The following is a 17,309-nucleotide window of genomic DNA, read 5'->3' as shown; positions in this document are numbered from 1 at the left end:
CGAGGGCGTTTTTCTATGTAGCACTTGAATTTATGTGAGAAAAACTAGGTAAAGACGTGGCGCAAGTGAAAGCGTTCGGGATTATTACAGGCGGGTACAATGAAGATCATTTTGGGATTGGTATGCGTCCTAATTCTGGCTGCACAGGGCTATGTGCGACTGGCGCCGATGCGTGCAAAAGATTGGCACGTCGATCCGTTCACCGCCGAAGCCCCCAAAGACATTGGTGTGCTGGAACGTTTTGCATCGCAAATGAGCTTAGAAGACACCATTGATGCCCATCACTCCATCGCGCAAAACACGCCCCGCACCACAGTTTTGGCGGGCACACCACAAGACGGGTGGGTTTCCTATGTCACGCGCTCTCGGTTTTGGGGGTTCCCCGATACGACTACAATTGCGGTACGTGACGCCGCGGGCGAAACTGAAGTCGCGATTTTGGCGCGCGCGCGTTTTGGGACAAATGATTACGATGTGAACGCCCAACGTGTTGCTGCTTGGCGGGCCGCAGCGGGGCTTTGAGCGGGCAAACTGGCGATTTTCATGCGTCTACGCCTCTGGCCTCTTGACCCTAAGCCCTTGAGAGGGCAACACGTCTGACATGATACCAGAAGAACGCCTCCACCAAATCACTCAGCGCTTTGAGTTTATCGAAGCCTCCATGTCGACCGGCGAGGGCGATATCGTTGCGCTTGGCCGCGAGTACGCCGAGCTGCGCCCAGTTGTCGAACAGGTCCGCAACTACATTCAGGTCGTGCAAGATATCGAAGACGCGAAAGCGATGCTCGATGATCCCGACATGAAAGAGCTGGCGGAACTTGAGCTGCCGGAACTCAATGCGCAGTTGCCTGTGATTGAAGAGGCGTTGCAGATTGCGCTTTTGCCCAAAGACGCGGCTGACAACGGCTCTGCTATTTTGGAAATCCGTCCTGGGACTGGTGGCGACGAAGCCGGTCTGTTCGCAGGCGATTTGTTGCGGATGTACCAGCGCTATGCTGAGCTGATGAACTGGAAATTCGACATCATTGAATTGTCTGAGGGCGATCTTGGTGGTGTGAAATCCGTGACGGCCAACGTGGTTGGCGATGGTGTGTTTGCACGGATGAAATTCGAATCTGGCGTACACCGTGTACAGCGTGTGCCTGAAACCGAAAGTGGCGGACGGGTGCATACTTCTGCGGCCACTGTGGCTGTGTTGCCAGAAGCGAAAGACGTCGACATCGACATTCAACCCAACGATATTCGTATTGATACCATGCGGGCCTCTGGCGCCGGTGGTCAGCACGTGAACACCACCGATTCCGCCGTGCGTATCACGCACTTGCCGACAGGTATTATCGTTGTTTCTGCAGAAAAATCGCAGCACAGAAACCGCGAAATCGCGATGAACGTGCTTAAGGCGCGGCTGTATGATGCGGAACGTCAAAAAATTCATGATGAACGCTCTGCGGATCGTAAGTCGCAGGTTGGTTCAGGTGATCGCTCTGAACGCATTCGCACCTATAATTTCCCGCAAGGGCGTATTTCCGATCACCGGATCAATCTGACGCTTTACAAGTTGGATGCGATCATGGGCGGGGAGTTGGATGAAATCATCGATGCGTTGATTTCCGATCATCAAGCCACGCTTTTGGCTGAAATGGGGCAGTAATGAACGACAGCACGCCGCGAACCGTCCAGAGTGTTTTGGTCTGGGGCACGCGCTGCTTGTCTGAGGCGGGCATCGAAGGCGGCGCGCGAGATGCTCGTCTATTAATGGCGCATGCTTTGGATGTAGATCCCAGCCGGATCACATTGGTTGCGCCCGACCCTCTGCCAGATGAAAAAGCCAAAGCTTTTGAAGCAATGATTGCGCGCCGTGTCGCCCGTGAACCGGTCAGTCACATTTTGGGACGGCGTAACTTTTATGGTCGTGATTTTGTCGTCACGCCTGACGTTTTGGACCCACGCCCTGAAACTGAAATTCTGATTTCTGAGACGCTCAAACGCCCGTTTTTTTCCGTTCTCGATATGGGCGTTGGATCTGGCGCCATCTTGCTCACATTGCTGGCGGAACAGCCATTGGCCAAAGGGCAGGGCAGTGACTTGTCTGCGCAAGCACTTGCAGTCGCGCGCGCGAATGCCGATCATCTTGGCGTCGCAAAACGTGCCCGATTTGTACAGTCCGATTGGTTTGAGGCCATCGAAGGTCGCTTTGATTTGATTGTGTCAAACCCGCCATATATCGCCTTGAGCGAAATGCCGGCCCTGTCGCCAGAACTGGCGCATGAGCCACGCATGGCGCTGACGGACGAGGCCGATGGGCTTGAGGCTTACCGTATCATCACCGCAGGCGCCGCCGCGAAATTGACGCCACGGGGACGGATTTTTCTTGAAATCGGTCCAACGCAAGGCGAGGCCGTTGCTGGCATGCTGCTCACCCACGGGTTCAAAGCCGTGCGCGTGGTTTCGGATCTGGATGGCCGCGACCGCGTGGTGTGCGGTGTTGCGACCAGTTCGATTTCAAGCGATTGACCCCTAGGCGAGTGACGGGGCCCAAAACCGGCCATAAATGACAAATTTTAAGTGGAATTGGGCGAAAATGGCGTGGTTTTGAACAAAACGGCTTGTAAAAATCTGCCAGTCATGTTTACTCACTTTAGCGAAGGATGGGATTGGTTCCCCCTCGCAGTCACCCAAAACTCTGCTGGTGCTTATCTTGGATCCCTTGGACCCAATGCACGCTTAAGCAGCGTTACGGGCCAGTTTATAGGCCACATTTTAGGCAAGCCGGGCCAAAGATCCGGCGCAAATAGGCGCGAAAGTCAAAACATATGAGATCTTCGAAAAATCGTTCGCGGTCAAAGTCGAACAATCGCAACAACAACCGCTCTGGAGCGAATATCGTCAACCGCACGTTTGACAGCTCTGGTCCAGAGGGCAAAGTGCGTGGCACACCGCAACAGATCATCGAAAAATACAACCAATTGGCACGCGATGCGCAATTGAACAATGATCACGTGGCTGCTGAGAACTTCCAGCAGCACGCTGAACATTACACGCGTCTGCTTGGTGCGGCGCAAAAAGAAATTGAAGCGCAACGTGAACAGCAAGAGCGCGAACAACAAGCACGTCGTGAGCGTCAAGAGGCAGAGCGTCTCGAACGCGCAGAGCGCCAACAAGAACGCTCTGAACGTCAAGACGCAGATGGTCAAAACCGTAATGAGCGTGGCGATCAACCGACACGGTCCAATCGACCAGCACGTCGTCCGCGCAAAGATCACACTGAGCAACCTCAAGCTGCTCCATTGCCGGGTGAGGGCGAACAGCCTGATATCGTGTCAGCACCTGCCGCGATTGTGGAACCGGCTGGTGTGGCTGAAACGGGACTTGTCGAAACCCCTGAGGAAGCGCCAAAGCCAAAACGTGCCCGTGCCCCGCGCAAACCACGTGCCCCGCGCGCCCCTAAAGCTGACGCTCCTGTTTCTGAGGCCAAATCAGAAGCGCCAGAACCAGCTCCGTCTGGCGATGCGCCTGAGGCTGCTGAATAGGGCAATATCCAAAAGTCCAAACAAAACAAAACCCGCCAGTCCGGCGGGTTTTTTTGTGATCTCAAATGGATGATCTGCGTGTTACATGATGGCGATTTATGCTTTTGCTACTTCGCGCGCCAAGGCGCACCATCCTTCTAGCGGCACTTGCTCTGCACGGTCCGTTGGTTTGATGCCCGCAGCATTGAGATAATCCTCAATGTCGGGTTTTACGCCCTTCAACGACGCACGCAGCATTTTGCGACGTTGGTTAAATCCAGCGGCGACAATCCGTTCAAGAACCTTGGCGTCAGCTTCGAACCGAGGTTTTTCCAAGGCTTCAAAATGCACGACTGCGGAATGAATTTTTGGCGGTGGTGTAAAGGCTTCAGGCGGCAATTCCATCACAAGACGCGGATTGGTGCGCCATTGGCTGAGAATTGCAAGACGTCCGTAAGTTTTGTTGCCCGGTTTGGCAACAATGCGGTTGGCCACTTCGCGTTGGAACATCAAAGTCAATGAGGCCCAGTAGGGCGGCCATGTCGGTGGCGTCAACCAACGGATCAACAGCTCTGTGCCCACGTTGTACGGCAGGTTCGATACAATGCGCACTGGCGCTGTAAGCTGCTCAAGCGGATTGATCTCCAACGCATCGGCATTGATTACTTCCAAGCGGCCGGGGTAGGCATCGGAAATTTCGGACAACGGCCCCATCGCGCGACTGTCTTTTTCAACGGCCAAAACCTTACGTGCGCCTTCGGCCAACAAACCACGGGTAAGACCACCAGGGCCGGGGCCGACTTCGAGCACATCACATTTGGTCAAGTCACCAGCTTGGCGGGCAATCTTGGACGTGAGATTGAGGTCGAGCAAAAAGTTTTGCCCCAATGATTTTTTCGGCACCAAATTGTGCGCTTGAAGAACCTCACGCAGGGGCGGGAGCCCATCGAAACTTGTCATGTATTGGATCCTCGGGCACTGCGAGTGGCCATATCCCAAGCCATATCAAGTGCTGCAATAAGAGATGTGGGATTGGCAATGCCTTGACCTGCAATGTCCATCGCCGTGCCGTGATCGGGCGAGGTTCGAATGAACGGCAGGCCGAGCGTCACATTGACACCGCTATCGAAATCGATGGTCTTAATCGGGATCAAAGCTTGGTCATGATAGGCACAAATGGCCACGTCGTAGCTTTGACGGGCACGGGCGTGAAACATCGTGTCAGGGGGCATTGGACCTTTGAGATCAAAGCCTTCGCTTTGCAATGTTTTGATCAGGTCTTCCATCCAGTCCAGCTCTTCAGTGCCCATGGCGCCGCCTTCACCCGCGTGCGGGTTAAGTCCCGCGATGGCGATGCGCGGCGCGGTGATGCCCCAATGGTGGGTGAGATCGTGGGCTGTGATGCGAATTGTCGATTCAAGAAGCTCGGCTGTAAACTGTTGGGGCACGTCGCTCAGCGCGATATGGATGGTCGTTGGCACAACCCGCAACTCTGAACAGGCGAGCATCATCACAACGTGGTCGGTATTTCCAAGTGCCGCGAGATATTCAGTGTGCCCAGGATAGGCAAAATCCGCGCCGTCTTTCAGAATTTTCTTATGGATTGGAGCCGTACACATCGCACTGGCTTGTCCGGATTGAACAAGTTCGGCGGCGCGGGCAATCACGTCGATCACGCCTTGAGCATTGGCGTAATTTGCGTGGCCTGGTTCAGCAGGTGCTGCGAATTCGTGGCACAGCACGGGCAACAGACCATGCGGAACGTCATGGGCCTCGGTTGGCTGTTTTATTTCAACGAAAGGTGTGCCGACGGGTAAATGCCGCGGATCGCCGATCCAGAAAAATGGCACGCGCCCCTTCATCAAATGCGCGGCCTTGATGGCGATTTCAGGGCCTACACCTGCGGGTTCGCCGCAAGTCAGCGCAACGGGTGCGATCTGTGTCATTTGCGCAAAATTGTCGCGTCAGCCCGCAACTCGGCCAATAGGCTTTCAGCCATCGAACCAATCGCCGCACTTTGCAGATTGGCTCGCACAGCGTCACGATCAGCATCGGCGGTTTTTTCAAACGCGCGGTTGCAGAGCATCAAGAACACCAATGTTTGACCGTTCGAGCGCGTCAACGCGACCGAACTTTCGCCGGGATCAAGCTGCGCTAGCTCTTTGGCAACATCCGTTGGGATATCATTTGCCGCAAGCGTGTCGATGTCCAAGACTTCAGCTGGCTGGTTTTTTGCAATGCCGTAGAGATCATCGCATGTGTCAACACGTGCGCGTATTTTGGCAGCCGCGGCCAGCGCGGCCTCGCTGCGCCCACCATCAATGTAATAGGCAGCATACTCAATTGAGGATGCGTTGGGGGTCGGTGCGTCAATTTCGGACAAGCCACGCAGTTGGAAAATGCCCACGGCATTTCCTGTAAACAATGGTTCGGAAATGCCACCCGGCTTAAGTGTGGTGGCCGCGACACGCAACGGTCCAGGTAGATTGCCCAACGGGGCTGGTGTCATACGGCCAGAAACCTCACGGCTTGGCGCGACAGAATACTGGCGGGCGGCGGCTGCAAAGGCAGCAATTGTTGGGTTGGCTGCAATTTGTTTTGCCAAACGTTCCGATTCTGCGCGTTCGCGGTCATTTCGAGCGGGTAGAAAAATTTCAGACATCGAGACCAATAAGCCGCCAGAGGGGCCATTGTCGCGCAAAGCGCGGTCGATGTCGGCTTCGCTGACAGAGACGCGTGACGCGAAACGAGCGCGCGCATAGTCACGCCACGCCAATCCTGAAATGATAAAGTCACGAAACGTTTCCTGTGACACGCCATTCTGGCTCAAAAGGCCTAAGAATTGTTCAGTTTCGAGGTCGCCGCGTGTCGCGAATTCAGCGATGCCTGCGGCAATGGCGTCTTCACTTGGCACGATGTTGGCCCGACGCGCAATCTCACTTTTGAGGCGATCGTCGATCAACGCGTCAAGGGCCGCGTCCTGTGAAGCACCTCCGCCCAAAAGCGTCATCATTTGCATGCGCTGCTGCAATTCAAAAGCGGTTACAACAGAGTCATTCACTTGCGCGACGGGCGCAAAAAGGTTTTGCGCTTGAGCTGTCACAAACGAACCGCCAAATGGCAGGACAGAAATGCATGCGGCTTTCACAATGCGTGTGATCTGCAGTCGAATTGTATTAACTTTCATTCCAGCCCTCGTAACTTTTTGGGGTCAACGCGTCATTCATAGGTGCTTTTCGCGTGGGGGCCAAGCGACCAATTGGCTCCAAGCGCTTATTGGCTAAAGACCGCAAGACCCCAGTTTAGAAGATTTTGACTTTCCAAAGGCGCCAAATCCAATTGAAATTGAATAGTTCAATGTGGGATCCAGTGCCGCTGTGTCGGTGTAACGCCGCGAAACGCCCAAGTTGACGCGGGCGCATTCGTTTGAGTATTCCAATCCGAGTTGTGCTGTTGCCGCACGTGCTTGTTCAAAATCGTAGCGATAGCTTGCAGAGGCCGTCCAATCTTGGCCAAGTTTGAACGTGCTGTTGAGTTTGAGCTCGGACAGATCTTCATCCCGATTTTCGTCAACGTCCGCCTGCACATAAGAATGCGCCACGCCCAAGCTGTAGTTTGTGCGAATAAGATCTAGACGCGTTTCCCATTTGTTTGGCGCGAGATCATTGTCGAGCAAGGCCCGACTGGTGATGTAATAGTTGCCGGGCAATTGCGCATATATGTCAACTAAGATGTCTGAGGACTGTCCTGAAAGCCCAGACGCCGTCGTATAATTGGAATCCGCATTTTGTGAGAGTATGCGACCAAAGGTCAGCCCGTAAGATCCGCGCGCGCTCTGATGCGCAAGTTTCATCCCCAAAGTTCCGCGTAGGCCGTTCCCGCGTCGATCGCTGCCCGGGTACTGCGGTGTGTCCAAAAAGTTACCGGAGTCAAATTCGGTCAATCTACTGTCCGTATTTGGGACATCGCCGCCATAACTCTGTGCCCATGACACTTGAACAATTGGTTCAATCGTCTGATGGGCGCCGGCGTTTGTGACGCGTTGCAATGGATAAGACAGGCGCAGTTTTGCTTCGGGGGTCACACGCCCGACAAGCGCGTCAAAGGTCGAATTCTGCCCAATGGAATAGGCGTCAAGAGACGTAGCCGCCATTGCATCAAGACGTAGACCGCCAGCAATAATTGCACTGTTTTGCCAGCCAGCTTCGACACTGGTCCGAAACACATCCATACCTTCGATGTCTGTGGATGACGTCCGGTGAGACCCTGCAGCCGAGAGTTCTATCCAAGCCGTTCCGCCAATCGTTTGCGGCGAAAAACGATATTCATACATTGCGTCGCCCAACAGAAATGGGAGGGTGTCTTCAATGTCAATTTCAGATTCCCGAAACGAGCGAATGTGAATAATTTGCGCTTCAAACGCATTGTCTGCACGGTACCGTTCAAGCCACACCCGAGACGGCAGGCGGTCTCGGTCATAGATTTCGTAATCCAGTAGGTAGGAAATGTCAGAAACTGTTCGCAGATCTAGTCCAAACTCTAAATCGTTGCCCACATCCCAAGTACTGTTGGCAAAGAGATACCCGCGCGTGTAATCGCGCGTTTCGTCTTGGGTGATGGCCCCATTGACCTCGAGCGAGCCATTATAAAACTGTTGTCTGTAACGCAGATCAACCGACCGCGTACGGGTTGAAATATACGGCGAAATGGTGAGGTCTTTGTGATCCCCCAATGCAACGAAATATGGCACTTGAATGCCGACCCCAAGGGTCGAGCTATTGCGCAAAATGGGGATCATAAACCCCGTTGCGCGTTCTAGCGTTGGATCCGGCAACCGCAGCCGTGGTAGGTAGAAGACGGGGACGTCCCAAAGACGAAACTGAGCGTTTGTGAAATAGATCTGTCGTGTTTCGCTGTCGTGAACGACTTCTTTCGCCCGAATTTGCCACAGCGGCGTAGGGGAGCCTTCGCACACTTTACAAGTTGAGCTGACAGTCCGCGCCAAGCGTGTGTAACGGCCATCCACGCGTTCCATACTCGCGGCAGCGAGTTGGAATTGTTGATCGATGACCAAACGTGCTGACGTCAAAATACCATCGCGCAGATCAGAACTGAGTTCAGCAGCGGAGGCCAACACCACGGTGTTATTGCCGCTTTGGCTCAAGTGAATTGGTCCTTCAATCGTCAGCGCACCGGATGCGCGGTCATACAAAATGCGCTGTGCTGTGAGGCGGATGTCACCTTGAAGCACCTCGATGTTGCCTGTCGCAACCAACTGGGTGCCTTTGAAAGTGACAGAATCGGCCAGCAAGGATGTGCTTTGAGCAGCCGCGTCTTGTGCGACAGGACGGGCTTGAAGTGCATTTTGCGCAGACGACACTGACGGCAAAGCTGTTAGGCAGGCCACGGTGCATGCGAAAACACTCTTCCGAAACCCAATCGCAAATTTGCGTGTGTCTGTGCGGCGATCTGTGCTGACGGCGCCGATAGTTTGGGTCGAAGGCATGTTCACCCATCCTCCAAATGTAGTAATCGCGCGATTGAAGCGAGTATGACGGCGACGGGTGGGGCCCATGCCGCAAGCGCAATCGGTATTTCACCGTTGTCTCCAAGGATCGAGGCAAAATTGCGCAAAAAGAAGAATGCAAAGGCAAGGAGCAATGCAATCACCACCAAAGTTGCGGTATTCCCAGAACGGGTGTGCTGCATCGTAAACCCAGCGCCGATCAGCATCATTGCAACCAAGGTCAGCGGAAGCGCCAATTCGGATTGAAGCCACATTTTGTAGCTACGGGCAGAAAACCCAGAACTTTCCAACCGATTAATAAAGCTGGGAATTTTCCAAATAGGAACCGCAGAGGGCGTCCCAAAAGTATCTTGGATCTCGCTCAAGGTGAGCGACGTTGGCAGTTCCAATTCCACAAGCGTTTCAGCTTGGGCTTCTGGGTTGCCAGTCGTTCCGAGAGCCCACCTTTTTGCGTTTTCGATTTTCCAATGCCCAAGCTGCAAATGCGCGCTTTGTGCTTCCAGTCTGAACGATGGCATCCCCGTTGTGTCGAACCCCAAAAAGGTCACATCAAAGAGGCTGGAGCCATTAAAATTTGTCTGGCTTGCGCGGATCACAACCTGTCCGGTTTCGTCCCCCTGACGCAGCCAAAGCCCTTCTTCAGAAACGGAAAAGGCTTGTGTCTTTTGATTCAGGTATTTGGCTTTGTTTTGGTCAAATTCATACGAGGCCGCCGCGACCAATGGGTTCAAAACGGCAACAACCAAAACTCCGACCAAAAAAGAAACAATAAGAGGCGCAATCAAAGCTTTCATCGCAGACCGACCGGCCGCGCGGGTCACAACCAATTCTGACGAGCGCGCAAGGCCCAAGAACAAAACCAAAGTTGAGATGATCATGATAATTGGAAATATTTTGTACAGCGTGAAAGGAATCTTGAGCAGCGACAAGTAAAGCAGGGTCAAAAGCGACAAATTGGCTGATCCAAAAATTCTTATTTGTTCGATCATCTCGATCATCAAAATAAGAAGCGTCAGAATGCCAGCCACGGTCAACAGCGCGCTCAAGGTTCGCCGCGCGAAATACATGTGCAACTTCATTGGGGCGCCTCCGACTTACGGTGCAGCATGGTGCGCCATTTCTTCGGGTCCGCGGCATATGTCAAAAGCAGTCCGGTCACGCCAAGACCCGTCAAAATGGACGCATACAGCAGGGGCCAGTTTTCAAGCGCGCGTCGCGCTGCTGAAATGCCCGCACTGTCGACTGATTTGACAACAACCAACAAAGTAAATGCGAGGAAAATCTGCCGCCAAAGACCAAACCGCGAAAAGCCACCTGCGATCAGGGCGCCAAAACCAATAAGTGGCGCGACAAGTGCAAGCATCGCCCGCGCAGTTCTCTCATGGATGGTTTTTCGAATGGTTAGGACAGTGTCGGGTGCCGTTTGTCCTGCACCGACGCCAGACGCTTGTAAAAGGTCAAAAGTCGTTCTGGCTTTCAAGGGCCGAGCGGGCGTTTGGGTTTCGCCAAAAAATTCCCCCAAACCATAGGCAAAACTGTCAAACGTTGTGACGGCCAACTTTGTGGTGGTCAAGTTGTAGTTGTGAGACTCTCCGTCGAACATCAACAAAACGGGCCCCTCATTGTCTTTGATGATGAGTGCCCGTTGTGCTAGGAAAAATACGCGGTTTTTATCTGATCGGTTGTCTGAGAGAAAAATATCGAGCAATTCTCCCGCTGGTGAAATTTCGCGCACATAAAAGGTTAAACCTTTGGTTGGGTGGATAAATGTGCCCTCTGTCAGCAGCTTGGATGTGACGTCACGCGACATTTCATCCTTGCGTAGTGTGAGTTCTCTTTCCGCCATTGGACCAATGACATGGGTAAGTGCGGCGACCATAAACGTGACCAGAACGCCAAAAATCAACACAGGACGCGCCAATCGCCATGGGCTAAATCCTGCGGCTTGCACGACAACCAATTCAGATTCTGAGCTCATGCGATTGATGGCAAAAACGGTGGCAATAAAGGCTGTGATCGGCAACACATCCGCGATGATCGTTGGCAGCCCAAGTGTGCTCACCCGAAGGAACATTGTGATGGATTGCCCGTTGCCCATCATTGTGTCTAACAAAATCACGGCTTTGTTGACCCAAAAGACCAAAACGAGGATGAGCGAGAACAGACCAAACAAAAGCAAAAGCTGGTGCAGCATGTATTTGTCGAATCTACCCAAAACGGACCTCGTGACGTGTCTACTTCACAGCAGTTTATAGTCACAACTCTATGTCCGAAACCCATAATGCGCCGATATATTGGGTGGCAGCGGCACTCCGCACAGATTAGCGATGCCACAGGCACTGGCAAAGCGCGTCAAGGATCGCTACCTATTGGGAAATAGACATGTGAAAGGCCGCAGGTGCCGTCACGTTTAACATGAGCCGAACAGGAGCCTCCTATGACAACACCAGCCACTTTGACGGTGATTGAAACCAATTTGGACACCATCGAAACTGCGCAAGGGCGCGTTGCTGTGATTGTGCCAGCAGATGGCAAAATGTCCGCACCTGCACGTCGCGTGAACCGGCTGACAAAAGGAGCGTTGAAGCGCTTCATTGAAAGCGACGCGTTTGAAAAACTCAGCGAAGGCAGCGCGCAGGATCTTGCGTTTCCTGTCGGACTGGCGGCGGAAGCCTTGCAGATCGTTAAACTGTCTCGTTCAGCCCAAACACAATTGGCGCGCAAAGCGGGCGCTGCGATTGGGGCGGCTTTGGGCAAAAAGGACGTTCTGGTCTTGGCTGGCCCAACACGACGTGTCTCTGACGTGGCGCTTGGCGCGCTGCTCAAAGCCTATGCGTTCACCGATCACAAATCCGAAGGCCCCGCCAAAGACGTGCCCACGGTGACGGTTGCGACCAGCAAGCCGGAAGACATTGATGTTGCTGGTGTGACAGCTTTGGCCGATGGCGTGTTCTTCACCCGCGATCTGGTTTCAGAGCCGGCGAATGTTCTCACTACTACCGAATTTGCCAATCGCCTTAAAGACTTGAAAAGCCTTGGTGTTGAGGTTGAGGTGCTTGAAGAAGACGCCCTCGAAGAGCTTGGTATGCGCACGTTGCTGGCTGTTGGCCAAGGTTCGCGCAGCCCCTCCAAAGTTGTTGTGATGCAGTGGAAAGGCGGCAAAGACGAAGCGCCGCTGGCTTTGGTCGGCAAGGGCGTTGTCTTTGACACCGGCGGTATTTCCATCAAACCGGCTGGCGGCATGGAAGATATGACCATGGACATGGGCGGCGCTGGCGTCGTCTCTGGCGTGATGAAAACACTGGCCCTGCGCAAAGCGCCCGCCAATGTCGTGGGGCTTGTGGGCTTGGTCGAAAACATGCCGGACGGGAATGCCACACGTCCCGGCGATGTGATCAAATCCATGAAGGGCGACACTGTCGAGATCATCAACACCGACGCCGAAGGGCGCATGGTTCTGTGTGATGTCATGTGGTACACGCAAGAGCGGTTTGAGCCACGTGGCATGATCGACTTGGCCACTTTGACGGGGGCGATTATCGTCGGTCTCGGCCATGAAAACGCTGGTGTTTTCTCGAATGATGATACTTTGTGCAACGCATTCTTGAAATCCGCCAAAGTCGAAGGCGAGGGCGCGTGGCGCATGCCGTTGGGACAAGCCTATGACGATCAATTGAAATCCCACATCGCTGACATGAAAAACGTTGGCACGCGGGCAGGTGGCTCGATCACCGCGGCCCAATATCTACAGCGCTTCGTTAAAGAAGGCACACCTTGGATTCACCTCGACATCGCGGGTGTGGCCTCCGTGAAAGCGCCAACAGACCTATCGCCCAAAGGCGCAACCGGCTGGGGCGTTTTGGCGCTCAACCGTTTGGTGGATGACCTGATGCCAACTGAAGAGGCCTAAGACAATGGGAGCGGTTTACTTTTACCATCTGACACGCGATCCAATCGAGGTGACCTTGGCCATATTGGCTGAAAAGTCTCTCGGTGCTGGGTGGCGCGTTGAAGTGCGTGGCCGCTCCGATGCTCAATTGAAATCCCTCGATGCCGCATTGTGGCAGCGCGAGGGGTTTCTACCGCATGGCCTTGCGGGCAGCCCTCATGACAAAGATCAACCGATTTTGCTTACCACACAAGCGGGCGGCAATGATGCAACTTGCATCATGTGTGTTGACGGTGCTGATCTGACGCCCGAAGAAATTGCGGCCGCAGATCGGTGTTGTATTTTGTTCGACGGTCAAAATGCGGCAGCACTTGAACACGCGCGCGGACAGTGGAAACGCCTCACGGACGCAGGTGCGAGCGCACAATATTGGTCGGAAGACAGCGGAAAATGGCAAATGAAGGCGCAGCATCCAAAGCCTGAAGAGTAAACTAAATCAACGCGTTAAGATGATTTTATCACGTAAGATCTCAATCTTTTCAAACCGCTGCAAATACTCCATCCCAAGCAGAGACCCAAACAAATCCCCGTCGGTGACATAGGCGCGAACATTGCTGTCTTGAATGCCACCGATGTTCAGTGTTTCAATATTGACCAATGCGGTTCTTACCGCGCCGTTGGCGGTTTGTGCGACGCCCGTATAGGCTTTTTCATCAATTGCGACGCCTGCTTTTTCTGCATCGCTATGGGACAAAACGATGGTTGAGGCGCCTGTATCGACCAAAAATCGAATGTTTTTCCCATTGATTTTGGCAACCAAGTTGAATTGCCCATTGGCGTCTTTGGGGACTTCAAAAACTCCGTTTCCATGGGTGATTTGCACGGGCGCGAGGCGTGGTGCAACGTCTTGCCAAAGCCCATAGCCAGCCATAATACCAATAAAAATCAACGCCCATAAAATGACATGCCGCAGCATTTGTCCCAGCGCGCGCCGATAGCTCACCAGCGTATAAAACGCTACTGCGCCCAGTAGAATTGCCAAATACAAAAAACGTGCTGTGTCAAAATCTTCCATACCCTATAGATAGGGCCGCTGGAGATAGATGTCAGTAGGGCAACGCCCCAACTTCGCGCAAACCGTCCAAAATGAACTGAATGGATAGGGCTGTCAGCAGCATGCCCAAGATGCGCGTGACGACATTGACGCCAGTTGGGCCCAGCGCTTTCTCCAACAATCCGCCCATGACGAACAGCATCAAAGCGATCAACAAAACGGACGCCAGTACAGCGAAAACGGAAAGAAATCCAATAGTTGTGTCGGTTTGTCCGGTCAACAAAATCATTGATGCGATCGCGCCTGGCCCTGCAATCAGTGGCGTGGCCAGTGGAAACACGGACGGGTCGTCTTCAGAAATGTCAGGTTGTGAAGCCTGATCTTCGCGCCGTTTGGAGCGACGTTCAAACAACATGTCGAGCGCCGTCAAAAACAACAAAAGACCGCCTGCAATGCGAAATGCAGCCATCGAAATGCCGGCGAAGCCCAACACGGCTTCACCAAAGAACCCAAACAAGACAAGAATACCAAAGCCGATGGTGATAGCCCGCACCGCAATTGCACGGCGCGCCTTTGCATTTGATCCAGCCGTCAGCGCCACAAACAATGGCATCAAGCCGATTGGGTCAATGATGACAAAAAGCGTAAAAAACGCCGTGATCAAAAACTGCAGGTCCACGTTACTTTTCGGCTTTCTCTAGTTTTTCCAATGCGGTCATCCAAAGCTCTTCCGCGCGATCTTTCGCTTCACAAACTTCGTTGTACTTCTTTTGCCACATGACCGCTGAAGGCTTGTCTTCATAAAGGGCAGGGTCCGCCAATTTGATTTCAAGCTTTTTGGCCATATCGTTGATTTTGGTCATGCGTTGTTCACATTTGCGCGCATCAGACCGCAATGCAAGGATTTCGTCACGTGTGTAAACCCGCGCCGCCTTGGTCGCCGTTTTGGCTTTGGACTTTGACTTGGCCTTCGGATTCTTATCGATTTTGCTTTTCTCATCCCCTTGCAGCAATGTCTTGCGATAGGTATCGAGATCTTCCTCGTAAGGGCTGACACGGCCATCTTTGACCAACCACAAACGATCCGCCACCAAGCTGAGCAAGTGCATATCGTGCGTGACCAAAATCACCGCACCGGAGTAGGCCGTCAAAGCCTCAACAAGGGCTTCGCGGCTTTCAATATCAAGGTGGTTGGTCGGCTCATCAAGGATCAACAAATGCGGCGCATCGAGTGTCGCCAAAAGCAAAGACAATCGCGCTTTTTGACCACCAGACAAGCGCCCAACTTCGGTGTCTGCTTGATCTGCACCCAGACCAAAGCTGGCGAGTTTCGCGCGCAGTTTCGGACCGAACACACCAGGCATTGCTGGCGCAAGGTGCTGTAGTGGCGTTTCGTCGAAGTTCAACTCTTCCACTTGGTGCTGCGCAAAGAAACCGATGCGCAACTTGTTGTGACGATTGATTTTTCCGCCCATTGGCTCAAGCGCGCGAGACAGAAGTTTCGACAGGGTCGATTTGCCTTCGCCGTTGCGCCCGAGCAATGCGATGCGGTCGTCTTGGTCAATACGCAGATCGAGTTTGCCCAAAATCTGTTTGCCGTCATAGCCAACAGCCGCACCTTCCATGTTGATGATGGGGGGCGATAGTTCTTCGGGCTCAGGAAAGGTGAATACCACGCGCGCCGCATCTTCGGGGGCGGTGATTTTATCCATCTTTTCAAGCATTTTCACACGTGATTGCGCTTGCTTGGCTTTTGAAGCCTTGGCCTTAAATCGGTCCACAAAGCTTTGCAAATGTTCGCGCGCAGCGTCCTGCTTTTTCGCTGCAGCCGCTTGAACCGCACGCTTGGCGGCGCGGGTTTTGGCAAAATCATCATAGCCGCCCGCATAGAGCGTCAACTTTTTGCTTTCGAGGTGCACAATGGAGTTCACAGCGCGGTTCAACAGCGCGCGGTCGTGCGAGATCAGCAATACAGTGTGCGGGTAACGGCCCAAGTAGTTTTCAAGCCACAGCGCGCCTTCAAGGTCGAGGTAGTTGGTCGGCTCATCGAGCAGCAAAAAGTCAGGCTGCGAGAACAAAACACCCGCCAAAGCCACACGCATCCGCCAGCCGCCAGAAAAGGCGGAGCAGGGCATGTAGATTTCTTCTTCGGTAAATCCAAGACCACGCAGCAACGATGCCGCACGTCCTTCGGCACTCCATGCATCGATATCGGCCAGCCGTGTCTGGATTTCCGCGATGCGCATCGGGTCGGTCGCCGTTTCAGATTCGATCATCAATGCGGCGCGTTCTTTGTCTTCGGCCAAAACCGTATCAAGCAAAGACACCTCGTTGCCGGGCACTTCTTGGGCCACGCCACCGATTTTGGCGCGCGAAGGCAATTCGATAGATCCGGTTTCTAAAACCAGTTCGCCGCGCAGCAATTTGAACAGGGTGGATTTCCCCGCGCCATTGCGTCCGACAATACCAACCTTGTGACCGGTCGGGATCGTGACTGTTGCGTTTTCAAAAAGGGTGCGACCCTCTACCGAATATGTGATGTCGTGGATTTTAAGCATGCCAGCCGCTTATCAGGGCAAATGCAGGCGGTCTAGGGGGATTGATTGCTTGCAAGAGCTTTTCATACGCCAATTCCAAAATGAGCCAAACAGATGTGCAACAATCGCTTTCCAAACCCGTCCTTGCGTGCTAATCGGCGCGCAATCTTGGAAGTGCGGCGTGATCGTATCTCCAAATGGCATTAACCGTTTTTACAGGAGCTACATCATGGCTATCCAACGTACATTCTCTATCATCAAACCAGACGCCACAAAACGTAACCTTACAGGTGCGATTGTTGCGAAATTCGAAGAAGCTGGTCTGCGCGTTGTTGCATCCAAGCGCATTCAATTGACTTTGGCTCAAGCGCAGCAATTCTACGGCGTACACTCTGAGCGTCCTTTCTTTGGCGAATTGTGTGAATTTATGATTTCTGAGCCAATCGTTGTTCAAGTTCTTGAAGGCGAAGACGCTATCGCGAAAAACCGCGAAGTTATGGGCGCAACAAACCCAGCAGACGCTGAAGCAGGCACAATCCGCAAAGAATTCGCTTTGTCTATCGGCGAAAACTCTGTGCACGGTTCCGACGCTCCAGAAACAGCTGCAGAAGAAATCGCATACTTCTTCTCCGGTCTTGAACTGGTTGGCTAAGAGGCTCCGCCTCAGGGTCTTTTGGGGCATGACTCATGAGACATTTAGATTTGAAAGGGCTGCTCGATCGAGTGGCCCTTTTTTCTTGAGGTTTTCTTGGAGTTTTGTTGAGATTTGCGTCAAAGGCCTATGTCTGGCGTT

Annotated in this window: 16 protein-coding genes; 7 read left to right on the top strand and 9 right to left on the bottom strand. The window is 53.3% G+C overall.

The genetic code is table 11. From position 1 onward, the window contains the following. Positions 1-99: 99 nt before the first annotated feature. The 4 genes from ABF287_RS12490 to ABF287_RS12475 all read left to right on the top strand — a co-directional run bounded on the left by ABF287_RS12490 (position 100) and on the right by ABF287_RS12475 (position 3,530). On the top strand, positions 100-522 hold the full coding sequence (locus ABF287_RS12490) for a DUF1499 domain-containing protein (RefSeq protein ID WP_347185335.1): 423 nt from the start codon (positions 100-102) through the stop codon (positions 520-522). A gap of 79 nt (positions 523-601) precedes the next feature. Further along, positions 602-1,651, top strand: coding sequence for a peptide chain release factor 1 (gene prfA / locus ABF287_RS12485; protein WP_347185334.1), 1,050 nt, complete (start codon positions 602-604; stop codon positions 1,649-1,651). Then, positions 1,651-2,514, top strand: coding sequence for a peptide chain release factor N(5)-glutamine methyltransferase (gene prmC, locus ABF287_RS12480; protein WP_347185333.1), 864 nt, complete (start codon positions 1,651-1,653; stop codon positions 2,512-2,514). Before prfA ends, prmC begins: the two co-directional genes overlap by 1 nt. 299 nt (positions 2,515-2,813) lie before the next feature. After that, positions 2,814-3,530, top strand: coding sequence for a DUF4167 domain-containing protein (locus tag ABF287_RS12475; RefSeq protein WP_347185332.1), 717 nt, complete (start codon positions 2,814-2,816; stop codon positions 3,528-3,530). 96 nt (positions 3,531-3,626) lie between these two features. Here ABF287_RS12475 and rsmA read toward each other — a convergent pair whose 3' ends face one another. The 6 genes from rsmA to lptF all read right to left on the bottom strand — a co-directional run bounded on the left by rsmA (position 3,627) and on the right by lptF (position 11,251). Continuing rightward, a complete protein-coding gene (rsmA, locus tag ABF287_RS12470) occupies positions 3,627-4,469 on the bottom strand; it encodes a 16S rRNA (adenine(1518)-N(6)/adenine(1519)-N(6))-dimethyltransferase RsmA (protein ID WP_347185331.1) in 843 nt (280 codons plus the stop codon). Next, positions 4,466-5,455 (bottom strand): 4-hydroxythreonine-4-phosphate dehydrogenase PdxA, encoded by a 990-nt coding sequence (gene pdxA / locus ABF287_RS12465; RefSeq protein WP_347185330.1) that lies wholly within the window; start codon positions 5,453-5,455, stop codon positions 4,466-4,468. Before pdxA ends, rsmA begins: the two co-directional genes overlap by 4 nt. Then, a complete protein-coding gene (locus ABF287_RS12460) occupies positions 5,452-6,696 on the bottom strand; it encodes a peptidylprolyl isomerase (protein ID WP_347185329.1) in 1,245 nt (414 codons plus the stop codon). The genes pdxA and ABF287_RS12460 overlap by 4 nt, the downstream gene beginning before the upstream one ends. A 93-nt stretch (positions 6,697-6,789) precedes the next feature. Continuing rightward, positions 6,790-9,015, bottom strand: coding sequence for an LPS assembly protein LptD (lptD, locus tag ABF287_RS12455; protein WP_347185328.1), 2,226 nt, complete (start codon positions 9,013-9,015; stop codon positions 6,790-6,792). 2 nt (positions 9,016-9,017) lie between these two features. Further along, a complete protein-coding gene (lptG, locus tag ABF287_RS12450; protein WP_347185327.1) occupies positions 9,018-10,115 on the bottom strand; it encodes an LPS export ABC transporter permease LptG in 1,098 nt (365 codons plus the stop codon). After that, positions 10,112-11,251, bottom strand: a complete 1,140-nt coding sequence (lptF, locus tag ABF287_RS12445) for an LPS export ABC transporter permease LptF (protein WP_347185326.1) — start codon at positions 11,249-11,251, stop codon at positions 10,112-10,114. The genes lptG and lptF overlap by 4 nt, the downstream gene beginning before the upstream one ends. A 222-nt stretch (positions 11,252-11,473) precedes the next feature. Between lptF and ABF287_RS12440 the strand changes: the two genes are divergently transcribed. Further along, positions 11,474-12,946 (top strand): leucyl aminopeptidase, encoded by a 1,473-nt coding sequence (locus ABF287_RS12440; RefSeq protein ID WP_347185325.1) that lies wholly within the window; start codon positions 11,474-11,476, stop codon positions 12,944-12,946. 4 nt (positions 12,947-12,950) lie between these two features. Then, the gene (locus tag ABF287_RS12435; protein ID WP_347185324.1) at positions 12,951-13,415 is read left to right on the top strand and encodes a DNA polymerase III subunit chi; all 465 of its coding nucleotides are present in this window, start codon (positions 12,951-12,953) and stop codon (positions 13,413-13,415) included. A 6-nt stretch (positions 13,416-13,421) separates the two neighbouring features. On the opposite strand, the gene ABF287_RS12430 is transcribed toward ABF287_RS12435, so the two are convergent. Genes ABF287_RS12430 through ABF287_RS12420 form a run of 3 tightly spaced genes read right to left on the bottom strand, consistent with a single transcriptional unit; the run spans position 13,422 to position 16,537 of the window. After that, positions 13,422-14,000, bottom strand: coding sequence for a TIGR02281 family clan AA aspartic protease (locus ABF287_RS12430; protein ID WP_347185323.1), 579 nt, complete (start codon positions 13,998-14,000; stop codon positions 13,422-13,424). Positions 14,001-14,031: 31 nt separating this feature from the next. Further along, positions 14,032-14,658: a MarC family protein gene (locus tag ABF287_RS12425; RefSeq protein ID WP_347185322.1), complete on the bottom strand. Its 627-nt coding sequence runs from the start codon at positions 14,656-14,658 to the stop codon at positions 14,032-14,034. 1 nt (position 14,659) lies between these two features. Next, complete coding sequence (locus tag ABF287_RS12420) at positions 14,660-16,537, bottom strand: ABC-F family ATP-binding cassette domain-containing protein (protein WP_347185321.1); 1,878 nt, start codon at positions 16,535-16,537, stop codon at positions 14,660-14,662. 208 nt (positions 16,538-16,745) lie between these two features. Between ABF287_RS12420 and ndk the strand changes: the two genes are divergently transcribed. Beyond that, positions 16,746-17,168, top strand: a complete 423-nt coding sequence (gene ndk, locus ABF287_RS12415; RefSeq protein ID WP_347185320.1) for a nucleoside-diphosphate kinase — start codon at positions 16,746-16,748, stop codon at positions 17,166-17,168. Positions 17,169-17,309: the final 141 nt, after the last annotated feature.

Source organism: Pacificibacter sp. (genome assembly GCF_039769035.1).
Classification (GTDB): Bacteria; Pseudomonadota; Alphaproteobacteria; order Rhodobacterales; family Rhodobacteraceae; genus Celeribacter.
Note: the sequence above shows the minus strand (reverse complement) of the source record. Positions and strands in the feature narration are given on the sequence as shown.